This window comes from Massilia sp. Masssp93 (genome assembly GCF_059491295.1).
The window spans coordinates 1,772,922-1,788,828 of record NZ_CP168502.1 but is presented as its reverse complement, the minus strand read 5'-3'; the positions used below and the strand labels follow the sequence as shown (position 1 = coordinate 1,788,828).

At 67.6% G+C, this 15,907-nt stretch carries 13 protein-coding genes and 1 pseudogene; 7 read left to right on the top strand and 7 right to left on the bottom strand.

The window, feature by feature from the left end; genetic code table 11:
• Window positions 1-11: 11 nt before the first annotated feature.
• Window positions 12-902 carry a LysR substrate-binding domain-containing protein gene (locus ACEN9Q_RS07570; protein WP_495627901.1) on the bottom strand — a complete coding sequence of 297 codons (891 nt, stop codon included), beginning with the start codon at window positions 900-902 and terminating at the stop codon, window positions 12-14.
• A gap of 97 nt (window positions 903-999) precedes the next feature.
• Between ACEN9Q_RS07570 and ACEN9Q_RS07565 the strand changes: the two genes are divergently transcribed.
• Complete coding sequence (locus tag ACEN9Q_RS07565) at window positions 1,000-2,202, top strand: MFS transporter (RefSeq protein ID WP_495627900.1); 1,203 nt, start codon at window positions 1,000-1,002, stop codon at window positions 2,200-2,202.
• 9 nt (window positions 2,203-2,211) lie between these two features.
• On the opposite strand, the gene ACEN9Q_RS07560 is transcribed toward ACEN9Q_RS07565, so the two are convergent.
• Window positions 2,212-2,871, bottom strand: a complete 660-nt coding sequence (locus ACEN9Q_RS07560) for a hypothetical protein (protein ID WP_495627899.1) — start codon at window positions 2,869-2,871, stop codon at window positions 2,212-2,214.
• Window positions 2,872-2,971: 100 nt separating this feature from the next.
• On the opposite strand from ACEN9Q_RS07560, the pseudogene ACEN9Q_RS07555 reads away from it, so the two are divergent.
• Window positions 2,972-3,706 (top strand): annotated as a pseudogene (locus ACEN9Q_RS07555) (ABC transporter substrate binding protein); the annotation flags it as partial.
• 401 nt (window positions 3,707-4,107) lie between these two features.
• On the opposite strand, the gene ACEN9Q_RS07550 reads toward ACEN9Q_RS07555, so the two are convergent.
• Window positions 4,108-4,959: a LysR substrate-binding domain-containing protein gene (locus ACEN9Q_RS07550; protein ID WP_200958326.1), complete on the bottom strand. Its 852-nt coding sequence runs from the start codon at window positions 4,957-4,959 to the stop codon at window positions 4,108-4,110.
• Window positions 4,960-5,048: 89 nt separating this feature from the next.
• Between ACEN9Q_RS07550 and ACEN9Q_RS07545 the strand changes: the two genes are divergently transcribed.
• A complete protein-coding gene (locus ACEN9Q_RS07545) occupies window positions 5,049-5,903 on the top strand; it encodes an alpha/beta fold hydrolase (protein ID WP_495627898.1) in 855 nt (284 codons plus the stop codon).
• Window positions 5,904-5,957: 54 nt separating this feature from the next.
• Here the strand turns inward: ACEN9Q_RS07545 and ACEN9Q_RS07540 are convergent, their stop codons facing one another.
• The 4 genes from ACEN9Q_RS07540 to sdhC form a co-directional block, all read right to left on the bottom strand.
• On the bottom strand, window positions 5,958-6,668 hold the full coding sequence (locus tag ACEN9Q_RS07540; protein ID WP_495627897.1) for a succinate dehydrogenase iron-sulfur subunit: 711 nt from the start codon (window positions 6,666-6,668) through the stop codon (window positions 5,958-5,960).
• A gap of 128 nt (window positions 6,669-6,796) precedes the next feature.
• Window positions 6,797-8,575: a succinate dehydrogenase flavoprotein subunit gene (sdhA, locus tag ACEN9Q_RS07535; RefSeq protein WP_495627896.1), complete on the bottom strand. Its 1,779-nt coding sequence runs from the start codon at window positions 8,573-8,575 to the stop codon at window positions 6,797-6,799.
• Between the two features lie 2 nt (window positions 8,576-8,577).
• Entirely contained in the window at window positions 8,578-8,946 is a 369-nt protein-coding gene (gene sdhD, locus ACEN9Q_RS07530) for a succinate dehydrogenase, hydrophobic membrane anchor protein (protein WP_322404968.1), read from the bottom strand.
• Window positions 8,947-8,951: 5 nt separating this feature from the next.
• A complete protein-coding gene (sdhC, locus tag ACEN9Q_RS07525; protein ID WP_449405785.1) occupies window positions 8,952-9,365 on the bottom strand; it encodes a succinate dehydrogenase, cytochrome b556 subunit in 414 nt (137 codons plus the stop codon).
• A gap of 112 nt (window positions 9,366-9,477) precedes the next feature.
• On the opposite strand from sdhC, the gene ACEN9Q_RS07520 reads away from it, so the two are divergent.
• The 4 genes from ACEN9Q_RS07520 (at window position 9,478) to ACEN9Q_RS07505 (ending at window position 15,856) form a co-directional block, all read left to right on the top strand.
• Window positions 9,478-10,419, top strand: a complete 942-nt coding sequence (locus tag ACEN9Q_RS07520) for a LysR family transcriptional regulator (protein WP_495627895.1) — start codon at window positions 9,478-9,480, stop codon at window positions 10,417-10,419.
• Window positions 10,420-10,572: 153 nt separating this feature from the next.
• Complete coding sequence (locus tag ACEN9Q_RS07515) at window positions 10,573-11,964, top strand: glycoside hydrolase family 28 protein (RefSeq protein ID WP_495627894.1); 1,392 nt, start codon at window positions 10,573-10,575, stop codon at window positions 11,962-11,964.
• Window positions 11,961-14,117, top strand: a complete 2,157-nt coding sequence (locus ACEN9Q_RS07510) for a hypothetical protein (protein ID WP_495627893.1) — start codon at window positions 11,961-11,963, stop codon at window positions 14,115-14,117. Before ACEN9Q_RS07515 ends, ACEN9Q_RS07510 begins: the two co-directional genes overlap by 4 nt.
• Window positions 14,114-15,856 (top strand): glycoside hydrolase family 28 protein, encoded by a 1,743-nt coding sequence (locus tag ACEN9Q_RS07505; protein ID WP_495627892.1) that lies wholly within the window; start codon window positions 14,114-14,116, stop codon window positions 15,854-15,856. The genes ACEN9Q_RS07510 and ACEN9Q_RS07505 overlap by 4 nt, the downstream gene beginning before the upstream one ends.
• The last annotated feature ends 51 nt before the right edge of the window (window positions 15,857-15,907 follow it).

The following is a 15,907-nucleotide window of genomic DNA, read 5'->3' as shown; positions in this document are numbered from 1 at the left end:
GTCGCCGGCTGTCATTCCACGGCAGCCTGCGCAATGGCGACGAACGCGTCCACCAGCGGACCGCCGCCGTCGGCATGCCGCGCGAGCAGCATCGACGTCGTGGCCGCGGCGTCGACCAGCGGCCGGTAGACGACGCCGTCCATGTGGATCCCTTCGAAGGAACTGGGCAGGACGGAAATGCCGCAGCCGGCGGCGACGAGGCCGATGATCGTCGACGGCTCGCCCGCCTCCATCGCGATGGTCGGCGCGAAGCCGGCGGCGCGGCACATGTCGAGGATCTGGTGATAGATGCCGGTGCCGGCTTCCTTGGGAAACACGACGAACGCCTGGTCCGCCAGGTCTTTCACGGTGATCGACTTTTTCCGCGCGAGCGGCCCGTCCGCCGGCAGCACGAGCCGCAGCGGATCGCGGCGCAGCATCGTCACCGCCACCGTGGACGGCAAGGGCATGGAGGCCGGCCGCACGAAGCCCACGTCCAGCTCGCGCGCCTCGATCCTTGCCAGCTGCGGCAGCGTGGCCATCTCCTGGAACGTCAGCAGCACGCCGGGATACTGCTGGCGGTAGCGCCGCACGACCTTGGCGAACAGCGGCGTGAACGGGGTGGAGAAGGTGAACCCGACGCGCAGCTCGCCCGCCTCGCCCAGGTGGGCACGGCGCGCCGTTTCCTTGGCCTGTTCGGACAACGCCAGCATGCGCCGCGCGTCCACGAGGAACAGGCGCCCCGCTTCCGTCAGCAGGACGCGCCGCTTGTTGCGTTCGAACAGCCGGGCGCCGATCTCGTGTTCCAGCGCCTGGATCTGCTGGCTCAGCGGCGGCTGGCCGATGTGCAGCCGCTCGGCGGCGCGCGTAAAACTCAGTTCTTCCGCCACGGCCACGAAGTAACGCAGGTGCCTGAGTTCCATGTTATCTGTTTAAACGATAAGTAACGCCACAAATATATATTGGACAGTCAGTTTCGGCAATCCTAGGATGGGACATCGCATCCTGCTCCGTACCGCCATGTCCCCTCCCGTCCCCGCCTACCGCCGTACCAACCGCGCGCTGTTCTTCGGCGGCTTTTCCTGCTTCGCGCTGCTGTACTGCGTGCAGCCGCTGATGCCGCTGCTGGCGCAGGAGTTCGCGCTGACGCCGGCGCAGAGCAGCCTGTCGCTGTCGCTGGCGACGGCCGCGCTGGCCGTGTCCCTGCTGTTGTCGTCCGTCCTGTCCGACCGCCTCGGGCGCAAGAACATGATGGTCGTCGCCCTGGTCGTGTCCGCGATCATGACCGTGGCGGCGGCCTTCGCGCGCAACTACCCGCAGCTGCTGGCGGCGCGCACGCTGCTGGGCTTCGCGCTGGGCGGCATGCCCGCCGTCGCGATGGCGTATCTCAGCGAGGAAATCGAGCCGGCGTCGCTCGGCGTGTCGATGGGGCTGTACATCAGCGGCAATGCGTTCGGCGGCATGGTCGGGCGGATGCTGGCGGCGATCCTGTCCGACTTCCTGTCCTGGCGCGTGGCCCTCGCCGTGATGGGCGTCGCGGGCCTGCTGGCGGCGTGGGAATTCTGGCGCAGCCTGCCCGAATCGCGCAACTTCCGGCCGGCGTCGGGCGGACTGGCGGCGACGCTCTCCGGCCTGCGCCGCCACTTCGGCGACGCCGGCCTGCCCTGGCTGTTCGCGCTGTCGTTCCTGCTGATGGGCTGCTTCGTGAGCGCCTACAATTTCATCGGCTTTCGCCTGCTGGGCGCGCCGTTCGGACTGCGCCAGAGCGTCGTCGGCGGCATCTCCCTGCTCTACCTGCTCGGCATCTTCAGCTCGGTCTGGGCCGGCCGCCGCGCCGACCGCCTGGGCCGCCGCCACGTCCTGTGGACCGTCATGGGGACGATGCTGGCGGGCCTGCTGCTGACCCTGGCCCACAATCTCGCCGTCATCGTGGCCGGCATGGCCGTGTTCACGTTCGGTTTCTTCGCGTCGCACTCGATCGCCAGCAGCTGGGTGGGCCGGCGCGCCCGCACGCAGCAGGCGCTGGCGTCGGCGCTGTATTTATCGTTCTACTACCTGGGCTCCAGTCTCGTGGGCTGGCTGTGCGGCGTGTTGTGGGAACACGGCGGCTGGGGCGGCGTCGTGGCGCTGCTGGGCGTGCTGCTCGGCGCCGCGCTGATGATCGCGCTGCGCCTGCGCGGGCTGGAGCCCGTGGGGCCGGCGCTGGCGCCGGCGCCGGCTTGAGCACGGCAGTCACGGGCAGGTAAAAATCGGCATGCCGTGCTCGCCGCTCCTGTAACCGACGAGCATTTCGCCGAGCATGTCGCCGGCCGCGTAGGCGTGGGTCAATAATCCGCTGCCCTTCTCGGTGCTGAACGCATACAGGCTGCGCGCATGGCACGCGTTGAATACCGGGACTTCCCAGACTTCGATATGACGGTCCGGACCGCCTCCGGGCGGCGCCGAATCGACGGCCGACGCGATGCCCCATGCATTCAATCCAAGCGGATCGGCACCGTCGTTCATGGCTTCATGCTTCCCCAACGGATACGAGCAGTCGTTCGGACAGGTGGCGACCATCAGCTGCGTTCCCGTGGCCTCGACGTGCAACTTTCCGTCCGCATCATGCTTGCCGTCGGCGTTGGGGATGCAACCGTACTGCCCCGGCTTGGGGTTGCCGAAATACTTGCTCCCCGTACCTTTTTTGAAGACGAGCAGCAACATGTATTGGTGGGTGATCTTGCTGTCGGAGGTCGGTTTCACGACGGGACCCTTCAAGCCCTTGCTGCAATCGGCCGACAAACCCTCGTCGATGATGGGCTGGGCGACAGCGGGGGTGGTAGGCGCGATGGAAAGCGCGGCGGTGCACGCCAGTGCCAGCGCGCAGAGCCGTTGTATGAAGCATTGCAACATGGTGATCTCCCGACGAAGGTTGTGTAACGAAAAAAGTGAATGTATTGAAACATTGTTAAGTTAAGGTGACAATAGGCCGAATGCATTGGCCACCTGGCCGATGCCCCAGGAGACATCGACGATGGCCAGCCTACCTGTCGCCATGCCGCGCCGCACCTTCCTCGCCAGCCTGGCGCTGGGGGCGCTGCCGTTCGGGGTGCGCGCCGGGACACCGGTCGACATCGCCTGTCTGTCCTCGCCGCCGCCGGACGCCGCGCTGCTGCCGGCGTTGCGTGCCGCGCTCGTCCGCATCGATCCGGCGCTGACGGCCAACGCCCGCTTCACCGAAGACTTCGCCTCGTTCGACCCCGCGCGGCTCCGCCAGCTGGCGCGCAACCTCGACCGGCGCCGGCCCGACCTGATCGTCTGCTTCGATTTCGATGCCGCCAGCGCTGTCGTCGCCGCGCGGACGGCGGTGGCGGTCCCGGTGGTGTTCCGGGCCCACGACGATCCGCTGACGCGCGGCCTCATCGCCAGCTACGCCCGTCCGGGCCGCAACGTCACAGGCGTCACGACCTATCGCTGCCTCGACGACAAGCTCGTGGAACTCATGGCCGACTCCTTGCCGGCGGCGCGCAGGATGGGATTCCTGCACGACGGCAGCGCGCCGGATGGCGGCTGCAACGCGCGTGCCCACCGCTACGCGCGCCAGCGCGGCATCACGCTGATCGACTACGACGTGGCCGACGCCGCCCGGTTGCGGGCGGTACTGGCCGGACTGGAAAAAGCCCGCGTGGACGCACTCATCGTGGGGGCCTCGGCGGCGACGTGGCGGATGCGCAAGGAGATCGTCGCCCGCATGGACGCGCTGGCGCTCCCTGCCATCTACGAGGGCAAGGTGTTCGTCGACGACGGCGGCCTGATGCAATTCAGCGCCCTGCCCGACGATGCCTTCGAACGCATGGCCCGCGCGGTCGCGTATGTGGCGCGGCACGGCGCTGCCGGCGATTTTCATCTACAGCGTCAAAGGCGTCGGCGGCAACAGCTACCAGATCTACCAGGCTACCCAGCAATAATCGCGCGGTCGTCTGCCTGCGGGACGATCTCGTCCGATCGTCCCGCACGGTACCCGTATCCAGCGCGGGCGCCGCGGCGGCACCGACCTGACCGGATTGCCCGCGCCGGTCGCGCACCCAGGCGGCTCGCCCGGCGATCGCGATGCGGGTGCCGTCTACACGGCCTGGCCTCCGGATACGGTCAGCGCCGCAGTTCCGACATGATCTTCTCGGCCAGGAAGTCGCACGGCGGCCGCTTCGATTTGGTGCTGCGCGCGAGGATGACTTCGAGCGGGTCGATTTCCGGCAGCCCTTGCGCCTGGCCGAGCAGGGTGAGGTGGGCGGGCACCGCGCAGCGCGCGAGGGGCGCCACCGCCAGCCCCGCTTCGACCATGCTGAGGAGCCCCATCAGGCTCGGGCTCTCGTACGACGTCCGATACGGAATCTTCGCCCGTTCGAGGCTGCGGATCGCGTTCTCGCGCGCGACGCTGCCGGGCAAGAACACGGCGATCGGCAGCGGGCGTTCGCTCCAGATGGCGCGGGCGCCGGGGGGCGCGGCCCACACCATCGGCTCGAAGCGGATGAATTCTCCCGCCAGGCCCTTCACGCGCGTCGCGCACACCAGGTCGACCGACCCGTCCTTGACCATCGGCGCGAGCGCCACGCTCGGCAATCCCACCACCTGGATCTGCACCTTCGGATAGGTGGCGGAAAACTTCTTGAGAATCGAGGGCAGCAGCGACGACGCGTAATCGTCCGGCACGCCGATGACGACGCGCCCCGTGATGTCCGGCCGCACCACGGCGGCCCACGCTTCGTCGCGCAGCGCGAGCATGCGCCGGGCGTACGTCAGCAGGACCTCGCCGTCCTGCGTCGGCGTGACGCTGCGGGGCCCGCGCACGAACAGCGGCTTGCCGAGCGCCGTCTCCAGCGTCTTGATCTGCATGCTCACCGCCGATTGCGAGCGGTGCACCACTTCGGCCGCGCGGCTGATGGTGCCGGTATCGGCCACGGCCACGATCATGGCCAGGACGTCGAGATCGAGTGTTTTCATTGGTATCAGAAAATCTGATTGATTCGATCAATATTATGCGATTTTCTTGGGATTGGGTGTGGTGCATAGTAGCGGAAAGGAGCCCAATCATGAACGCACGAACCGATCAACAAGCCCTCGCCACGCCGGAAACATACTTTGCCACCCTGCCCTCGGGTGTGCGCATGCCGTACGTGGCGCGCGGCTCCGGCGCACCGCTGCTGTTCGTCCACGGCTCGCTGTGCGACTACCGCTACTGGAACGGCCAGGCCGACGTACTGTCGCAACGCTTCCTGTGCGTGTCCGTCAGCCTCAGTCATTACTGGCCGGCCGACGACACCGCGATAACGGGCACGTTCAGCTGGAGCACGCACGTCGCGGAGCTTGCCGAATTCATCACCGCGATGGACATCGGCCCGGTGCACCTCGTGGGCCACTCGCGCGGCGGCTGCGTCGCCTTCCACCTGGCGCGCGAATACCCGTACCTCGTGAAATCGCTGACGCTCGCCGATCCGGGCGGCCCGCTGCACATCGACGGCATGCCGGAAGCGCCGACGGCACCGGCGACCGATGCGCTGCGCGCGCAGGCGGCGGAATTGATCGGGCACGGCGACGTCGAGGCCGGCCTGGAGCTGTTCGTCGACTCGGTCAGCATGCCGGGCATCTGGCGCAAGAGCCCCGCGCCGTTCCGCACGATGGCGATCGACAACGCGGCCACGCTGCCGAAGCAGTTCCGCGACCCGCTGCCGGCCTACACGCAGGCCGCGGCGGAAAGCATCAAGTGCAGGACGTTGCTGATCGCCGGGGCGAAGAGTCCGCGCGTGTATCGCCAGAACGTGGAGACGCTTGCGGAGTGGATGGCGGATGCCGAGGCGCGCACCATGACGGGCGCCTCGCACGGGATGAACGTGACGCACGCGGCGGAATTCAACCGGTTGGTCGAAGCGTTCGTCAGCGGCGTTTGATACCGCCGGGTGGGCACGGGGTGCCCACCCGGACGTCATGCATGGACGACCGGCTCAGATCGCCCGGCGCACCAGCAATTCCTTGATCTTGCCGATGGCCTTGTTCGGATTCAGACCCTTCGGGCACACGTCCGTGCAATTCATGATCGAATGGCAGCGGAACAGGCGGTACGGGTCTTCCAGGTTGTCCAGGCGCTCGGCGGTCGCTTCGTCGCGCGAGTCGGCGATGAAGCGGTAGGCCTGCAGCAGGCCGGCCGGGCCCACGAACTTGTCCGGATTCCACCAGAACGACGGGCACGACGTCGAGCAGCACGCGCACAGGATGCACTCGTACACGCCGTCCAGCTCCTCGCGTTCTTCCGGCGATTGCAGGCGCTCCTTCTCCGGCGGGATCGAGTCGTTGATCAGGTACGGCTTGATCGAGTGGTACTGCTTGAAGAAGTTGGTCATGTCCACGATCAGGTCGCGGATGACCGGCAGGCCCGGCAGCGGACGCAGCACGATCGGCTGCGCCAGCTCGTTCAGGTTCGTCGTGCAAGCGAGGCCGTTCTTGCCGTTGATGTTCATCGCGTCCGAACCGCACACGCCTTCGCGGCAGGAGCGGCGCAGCGCCAGCGAGTCGTCGACGTCGGCCTTGATGCGCTGCAGCGCATCGAGCAGCATCTTGTCGGTGTCTTTCAGCTCGACGGTGACGTCTTGCATATAGGGCTTCGCATCCTTGTCAGGATCGTAGCGGTAGATTTTCAGGTGGACTGTGCGTGCCATGTGTTACCTCATATTCTTAAATCGTCGGGTGGGCGGCCCTCCGCCCACGCCTGACGTTTGCGATCTGCCAGCTTCCGCGTGGGCTCGGGGAGCCCACCCTACCGGTTCGCGCATACCGAGACAGGTTCTTAGAACGTGCGGGGCTTCGGTTTGAACGTGTCGACGGTGAGCGGCTTGGTCACGACCGGCTTGTAGTCGAGGCGATTGCCTTCCGAGTAGAACAGGGTGTGCTTCATCCAGTTCTCGTCGTCGCGGTGCTCGAAATCGCTGTGGGCGTGGGCGCCGCGCGATTCCTTGCGCGCCGCCGCCGACACCACGGTCGCCTTGGCCACTTCGATCAGGTTGTCCAGTTCGATCGCTTCGATGCGCGCCGTGTTGAACACCTTCGACTTGTCCTTGAACGAGACGTGCTTGCGGCGCTCGTCCAGCGCCATGATCTCGCGCACGCCCTCGTCCATCAGCGCCTGCGTGCGGAACACGCCGCAGTGCTTCTGCATCGTGGCGCGGATCGCGTTGGCCACGTCCTGCACCTTCTCGCCGCCGCTCGAATTCTCCAGGCGATTCAGGCGGCCCAGCGCATAGTCGGCGAAGTCCGCCGGCAGCGCGCGGTTGCCCTGCTCCTTCAGGTTCTGCGCGACGATGTGGTTGCCGGCCGCGCGGCCGAAGACCACCAGGTCCAGCAGCGAGTTCGTGCCGAGGCGGTTCGCGCCGTGCACCGACACGCACGAGCATTCGCCGATCGCGTACAGGCCATTGACGACCTTCTGCGAACCGGTGCCGTCCGGGGTGACGACCTGGCCATGGATGTTGGTCGGGATGCCGCCCATCTGGTAGTGGATGGTCGGGACGACGGGAATCGGTTCCTTGGTCGCGTCGACGTTGGCGAACTTGTGGCCGATTTCCAGGATCGACGGCAGGCGCTTGCGGATGGTATCGGCACCGATGTGGCGCAGGTCGAGCAGCACGTGGTCCTTGTTCGGGCCGACGCCGCGGCCTTCCTTGATTTCCTGGTCCATTGAACGCGACACGAAGTCGCGCGGCGCCAGGTCTTTCAGCGTGGGCGCGTAGCGCTCCATGAAGCGTTCGCCGTTCGAGTTGATCAGGATGCCGCCCTCGCCGCGCACGCCTTCCGTGATCAGGACGCCCGCGCCGGCCACGCCGGTCGGGTGGAACTGCCAGAACTCCATGTCCTGCAGCGGGATGCCGGCACGCGCCGCCATGCCCAGGCCGTCGCCGGTGTTGATGAAGGCGTTGGTCGACGCGGCGAAGATGCGGCCCGCGCCGCCCGTGGCGAACACGGTCGTTTTCGCCTGCAGCATCATGACGTCGCCCGTTTCCATTTCCAGCGCGACGACGCCGAGGACGTCGCCGTCGGCATTGCGCACGAGGTCCAGCGCCTGCCACTCGACGAAGAAGTGGGTGCGCGAACGGACGTTGCGTTGATACAGCGTGTGCAGCAGCGCGTGGCCGGTGCGGTCGGCGGCGGCGCAGGCGCGCTGCACCGGCTTCTCGCCGAAGTTGGCGGTGTGGCCGCCGAACGGACGCTGGTAGATCGTGCCGTCCGGGTTGCGGTCGAACGGCATGCCGAAGTGTTCGAGCTCGTACACGACCTTCGGCGCTTCGCGGCACATGAATTCGATGGCATCCTGGTCGCCCAGGTAGTCCGAACCTTTCACGGTGTCGAACATGTGCCAGTACCAGTCGTCCTCGCTCATGTTGCCGAGCGAGGCGCCGATGCCGCCCTGCGCCGCGACGGTGTGCGAACGGGTCGGGAAGACTTTCGACAGCACGGCCACATTCAGGCCGGCTTCGGACAACTGCAGTGCGGCGCGCAGGCCGGATCCGCCGGCGCCGACGATGACCACGTCGAAATGACGGACGGGGATTGCGGGTTTGATTGCTGCCACGATTACACGCTCCAGAGAATTTGCACAGTCCAGGCGGCGCAGGCGAGCAGCCAGAGCACCGTGGCGATCTGCAGGGTCAGGCGGATGCCGACCGGTTTGACGTAGTCCATCCAGATGTCACGGATGCCGACCCACACGTGGTAGAACAGGCCGAAGAACGTGACCATCGTGAAAAGCTTGAACCACTGGCGGGCGAACAGACCGGCCCAGCCTTCGTAGGTGAAGTTTTGCCCGGTCAGGAACGAGACCAGCAGGATGACCGTAAACACGACCATCACGATGGCGGTGACGCGCTGCGCCAGCCAGTCGCGCATGCCGTAGTGCGCGCCGACGACGAGGCGGCGCTGTCCGATGTTGTTGGGGGTAGCCATGATAATTAAAACACTCCGAACAGTTTGAGGGCGACCAGCAGGGTCAGGACCAGGCTCACGATCAGCACGTAGCGCGCGGTGCGCTGCGCGGCGTCCTTGTCGAGGGCCATGTGGTTGTCCATGAACAGGTGGCGGATGCCGGCGCAGAAGTGGTGCAGGTAACCCCAGGACAGGCCGAGGATGACGATCTTCGTGAACGGATGGCTGACGATCCCGGCGAAGTGCGCGAACGAGATCTCGGAACGCACGCTCTGCTCGAACAGGTAGAGCAGGAACGGCAGGAAGAGGAACAGCACGAAGCCGCTGATACGGTGCAGGATCGACACGATGGCCGACGGCGGCTGCTTGTAATTCATCGTGATGTCCGTAATGCTCACATTACGGATCGGCTGCCTTCGTTTTTGCAAAGCTTCGGACATTGGCACAGCTTCCATGGTGGGTTGGAGGGATGAAACACTCATTATCGTAAAGAACGGCTATACTGTCCAATATATGGATCGTTTTGAATCCATATCTAAAACAGATACCGGCATGGAACTACGACACCTGCGTTATTTCATCGCGGTCGCGGAGGAAGGCAACGTCACCCGGGCGGCCGAGCGGCTCGGGATCGGCCAGCCGCCGCTGAGCCAGCAGATCATCGCGCTCGAGCGCGAACTCGACGTGCAGCTGTTTCACCGCACGGGCCACGGCGTCGTGCCGACCGAAGCGGGCAAGACGCTGCTCATCGACGCCAAGCGCCTGTTGAACGACGCGCAGGACGCGTTCCTGAATGCGCAGCGCGCGGGGCGCGGCGAGACCGGCCACCTGAACCTGGGACTGACCGCGTCCGCGACCTTCCACCCGATCGTCAGGTCGCTGATCCGCGCGTACCGCAGCGCCTATCCCGGCGTCGGCCTCACGCTCACCGAAGACAGGTCGGCGCGACTGCTGGAATTGCTGGCCGACGGCAGGCTCGATCTGGCGCTGCTGCGCCCCGGCACGCATTCGTTCGCGGGCGTCGCGCTGCACCAGATCGCCAGCGAACAGTTCAAGGCCGTGCTGCCGGTCGCGCACCCGCTGGCAAAGCGGCGCAGGATTCCGTTGTCGGCCCTCGCCGGCGAACCGTTCATCCTGATCCCGCGGATCGCGAGCCCGATGCTGCACGATGAAGTCCTGTCGGCGTGCCGCCAGGCCGGATTCGAACCGCTGCTGGGCCAGCAGGCGCCGCAGCTGTCGTCCGTGGTCAACCTCGTGTCCGCGGAGTTCGGCGTGTCGATCGTGCCGGCGTCGGTCGGCCAGATCCACGCGGAAGGCGCGGTGTACGTCGACATCACCGACGCCAAGGCCGTCACGCAACTGGCGCTGGCGTCGCGCGAAGCGGATGCGTCGGCGAAGGTGAACAATTTTCTCGCACTGGCGAAGCACACGAGCATGGCGGCCGCGCGCCGGGCTAGCGAAGGACCGGCCGGAAAGAACACGGCGCCGCGCTGAAGGCATGTGCGCGGGCTACGCCGCCACGCCAACCGATCACCTTCGTGAGCAAAACGGTTTTTTTGCGCCACCGCCGCAGAACGCGATTACACTGCGTTCACAATTTATTAAAGACCGCACGCGGACGTCCCAGTCCCCGCCAAGGAATCCACCATGAAGCCAGCGCTCATCGCCGCCGCCCTCGCATTCGTGACCACCCACGGCCTCGCGGCCGACTTCAACGTCCGCGACTACGGCGGCAAGGGCGACGGGGTGACGCTGAACACCGGCGCGATCCAGCGCGCGATCGACGCGGCCGCGGCGCAGCACGGCACCGTCGTGTTCCCGGACGGGACCTACCTGACCGGCGCCATCTTCGTGAAATCCGGCGTGACGCTGAAGCTCGACAAGGGCGTCACCTTGCTGGGGTCGCGCAATCTCGACGATTATCCCGTACTGCCGTCGCGGATCGCCGGCATCGAGATGCGCTGGCCGGCGGCGCTCGTCAATATCTACCGGCAGACACACGCGGCGATCGTCGGCGCGGGCACGATCGATGGCGACGGCAAGGTGTTCTGGGAGCGCTACTGGGCGCTGCGCAAGGCCTACGAGCCGCGCGGCCTGCGCTGGGCGTCGGACTACGACGCGGGCCGGCCGCGCCTCGTGCAGGTGTACGACTCGTCCGCCGTGAAGGTCGGCGGCGGCCTGCTGCTGCGCCGCTCCGGCTTCTGGACGGTGCACGTCTGCTACTCGAACGACGTGACAGTGGACGGCGTCACGATCGACAACAACGCGGAAGGCCACGGGCCGTCCACCGACGGCATCGACATCGATTCCTCGCGCAAGGTGGTGGTGGCGAACGCGGACATCACCGTCAACGACGATGCGCTGGTGCTGAAGGCGGGCCGCGACGCCGACGGCCTGCGCGTGAACCGGCCGACCGAGGACGTGGTGATCCACGACGTCAAGGTGCGCTATTCGAAGGGCGGCATCGTGTTCGGCAGCGAGACCTCGGGGGGCTTTCGCAACATCGAGGCGTACAACCTGGCGTTCGACCAGCACACGCCGGTCGGCATCCTGTTCAAGTCCGCGCACACGCGCGGCGGCTGGGGCGAGGACATCCGGCTGCACGACATCACGATGCAGGGCACGCCGGTCGTCATGCGCGTCAACATGAACTGGAACCCCGCGTACAGCTACGCCAGCATTCCGCCCGACGTGAAGGACGTGCCGGCGCACTGGAAGGTGATGGCGACGCCGGTGCCGCCCGACAAAGGCATCGCGCGCTTCCACGACGTGAAGATCTGGAACGTCAAGGCGGCAGGCGCCAAGACCGCGTTCGAGATCGCCGCGTTCGCGCAGGCGCCGCTGCAGCGCTTCAGCTTCGACGGCATCGACATCGAAGCCGCGAGCGGCGGCTACATCCGCGACGCCCGCGACTGGCGCTTTTCCCGCACGACGCTGCGCCTGCCCGCCGATGCGCCCGTGGCGCTGGGCCGCGACAGCCGCGTGGACGGCCTGCCGCCGGGTTCCTTTACCGTCGCCGCACAGGAGAAGCAGGGATGATCCGGTCCATCACGAAAGTCGCCGGCATGGCGCTGTTGTTTGCCCTGGTGGACGCGCACGCGCACGCGGCGGCGGCGGCCGCGTCGGCGTCGGCCCCGATCGACCGCCGCGCCCTCGTCGAACGCCACGATCCGCACCTCACGGCGATCGACCCGATGGCGCCGCTCAGCGTGGGCAACGGCCGCTTCGCGTTCACGGCCGACGTGACGGGCCTGCAATCGCTGCCGGACCTGTACCACGACAAGGGCACGCCGACCGAGACCCAGGCGCGCTGGTCCTGGCACGAGGACCCGAACCCGCACGGCTACAAGCTGGCCGATGCGAACCGCGACTACACGGCCTGGGGCCGTACCGTCGGCTACCCGACCAACACGAAAACTGCGGCCGGCCAGTGGCTGCGCGAGAACCCCCACCTGCAACCGCTGCCGCAGATCGGCTTCGTGCTCGCGGGCGCCGGCGCGCGCAAGCTGACCGCCGCCGACGTGACCGGCGTCGACCAGCGCCTCGACATGTGGCGCGGCCGCCTGGACAGCCGCGTGCGGCTGCTGGGCCAGCCCGTGAGCGTCAGCAGCGCCGTCGATCCGGACAGCGATACGCTCGCGCTGCGCATCCGGTCGCCCCTGCTGGCCAGCGGCCGCATCGCGGTGCGCATCGCCCTGCCCTACGGCTACACGATGGCCGACCACCACAACCCGCCGCTCGACTGGTCGCACCCGGACGGGCACCGCACCCGGGTGCTGGCGCAGACCGACCGCACGCTGGTGCTCGAACACGTGCGCGACGCCGCGCGCTACGCGCTGACGCTGGCGAGCGGCACGCCGTTGACGATCGCGCATCCCGGCGCCCACGTGTTCGAGATCATGCCCCGGTCGGGCGACACGCTCGAGCTGACGATCTCCTTCGCGCAGCAGGGCCGCCCGCCCGCGCACGACGCGGCCGCCGTCGTCCAGGCCAGCGGGGCGTACTGGGAGCGCTTCTGGCGCAGCGGCGCAGCGGTCGATTTCAGCGGCAGCACCGACCCGCGCGCGGCGGAACTGGAACGCCGCGTCGTGCTGTCGCAATACCTGACGGCGATCCAGCTGGGCGACACGACGCCCGCGTCGGAAAGCGGGCTGACGACGTCCACCTGGTACGGCAAGCACCATACCGAGATGGTGTGGTGGCACACGGCCCACTTCGCGCTGTGGGGCCGGCCCGAATTCACGGCGCGTACGCTGGACTGGTTCCGGCGCACGCTCCCGCAGGCGCGCGCCGTCGCACAGGAGCGCGGCCTGCAAGGGGCGCGCTGGATGAAGATGACGGGCCCCGAAGGCCGCGAAAGTCCGGGCGGGAATCCGCTGATCGTGTGGAACCAGCCCCATTCCATCCACCTGGCCGAGCTGCTGTACCGCGACAATCCGACGCGCGCGACGCTGGAGCGCTACCGCGACCTGGTGTTCGAGACGGCGCAGTGCATGGCGTCGATGCTGCACTGGGACGCCGCCAACAAGCGCTACGTGCTCGGGCCGCCGCTGTGGATCGCGCAGGAGATCTACGACCAGCGCACCAGCATGAATCCGACGTATGAGCTGAGCTACTGGGCGCGCGGGCTGGAGATCGCGCAGGAATGGCGCGAGCGCCTCGGCCTGGCGCGCGATCCGGACTGGGAAAACAAGCGCACCCACTTGTCCGCGCTGCCGCAGAAGGACGGCAAGTACGTGGCGCTGGAATCGCATCCCGACACCTGGGACAACGTCGACAGCCGCCACGACCACCCGTCCTTCCTGATGGCGCTGGGCCAGTTGCCGGGCGACGGCGTCGACCGCGAAACGATGCGCCGCACGCTGCACGCGGTGCTCGCGAGCTGGGACTGGAAGACCAAGATCTGGGGCTGGGACTACCCGATGATCGCGATGACGGCGGCGCGGCTGGGCGAACCGGAAGCGGCGGTCGGCGTGCTGCTCAAGTCGGACGGCCCGAACAACGGCTATACGCAGGCGGGCCACAATCCGAATACGAAACTCCCGGTCTACCTGCCCGGCAACGGCGCGCTGCTGGCCGCCGTGGCGATGATGGCGGGCGGCTGGGACGGCGCGCCGGCGCATCCGGCGCCGGGCTTCCCCACCGACGGCAGCTGGGTCGTGCGGGCCGAAGGCTTCAAGCCGCTGCCATGAGACGCCGCCGCTTCCTGCATGGCGCGACGGCCGCCGGCGCGCTGCTGGCCTCCCGCGCCGCCGCGGCGGCCACGCCGGCGCCGGCGCCGGACGATCCGTGGCAGCGCGCGCAACGGATCGTCGAGCGCTGCATGCGTCCCCTCGTCTTCCCCGACCGCGATATTCCGATCACCGCGTTCGGCGCGAAGCCCTGCGCGCTGGTGCCGGCAACATCCGCCTGGCGCAGCAGGCGCAGAGACGTGCTGACGCCCGCGCCCGGCGCCGCCGACTGCTACCCGGCGATCGCCGCCGCCATCGCCGCGGCCGCCACGGCGGGCGGCGGCCGCGTGCTGGTCCCGGCCGGCAGCTGGTACTGCAAGGGGCCGATCGTGCTGCGCTCGAACGTGCACGTGCACCTGGCGGCGAACGCGCAGATCTATTTCAGCGCCGACCCGGCCGACTACGCGAAGTACGGCGACATCGACTGCGGCCCGGCGGGCCGGCTGGTGCTGTCGCGCTGGCAGGGCAACGACCTCCTGAACTATTCGCCGCTGGTGTACGCCTTCAACCAGACCAATATCGCGCTGACGGGCGCGGACTGGACCAGCGTGTTGAACGGCCAGGCCGGCGTCGACGTGGGCGCCGGCACGGGTCCGTGGTGGGACTGGGTCGACCGCAAGGAAGGCCGGGTCAACGCGGCCACCGTGAATCCGCTGAACGCGCCGCTGGAGAAGGTCGCACCCTGGCTGACGGCGGACCAGCGCGCGCTGGTCCAGGGCACGCATCCGCGCTGGAACGGCGATCCGCGCTACCTGCCCGCGCTGTCGGAAGCGGGCGTCCCGGTCGCGCGCCGCGTGTTCGGCATCGGCCATTACCTGCGGCCCTGCATGATCGAGCTGATAGGCTGCAGCGACGTCCTGCTGGACAACTACCAGGTGGTCGACGCACCATTCTGGCAGCACCACCCGGTCGCGTGCCGCAACCTGCGCATCAGCCGGGTGAACATGGAAAGCCTGGGGCCGAACAACGACGGCTTCGATCCCGAGTCGTGCGATACGGTGCTGGTCGACCGCTGTACCTTCAACACGGGCGACGACTGCATCGCCATCAAGTCCGGCAAGAACCGCGACACGCAATACGGCGCCACGCGCAACGTGGTCATCCAGGACAGCGTGATGAACAGCGGCCATGGCGGCATCACGCTCGGCAGCGAGATGGCGGGCGGGATCGAGCATGTGTACGCGCAGCGCATCGAGTTCCGCAACGCGCACTGGGCCACCGAGCCGCTCGGATCGGCGATCCGCCTGAAGGCCAACATGAACCGCGGCGGCTTCCTGCGCCACCTGTACGTGCGCGACGTGACCGTGCCGAACGGCGTCGACGCGCGCCCGCGCCCGGGCATCGCCACCGGCGGCGGCGCCATCGTCACCATCGACTGCGACTACGCGGCCGGCGACGACGCCGTGCGCACGCGCCCGACCGCCGTGTCGGACATCCACATCGCCAACCTGCGCGCGGGGAACGCGCCGATGGCCGACGGCGCGTTCTCGTGCCGGCAAGCGGTGGTGATCCTCGGGCCGGTCGCATCCAGCTTCAACGGACCGGCCGGCACGCCCATCCCGCCGGTGTCGAACGTGACGCTCACCGATTGCGACTTCGGCACGCCGCGCAACGGCAAGGAACCCATCTACCTCCACAACGCCCGCGACGTCGTGCTGACCCGGGTGACGATCGCCGGCAAGCTTGTCGACAGCCCCTGAAAAAATCTTGAGGAAATGTTCATGGCGTTCGTCTTAACAGATAGGGACCAC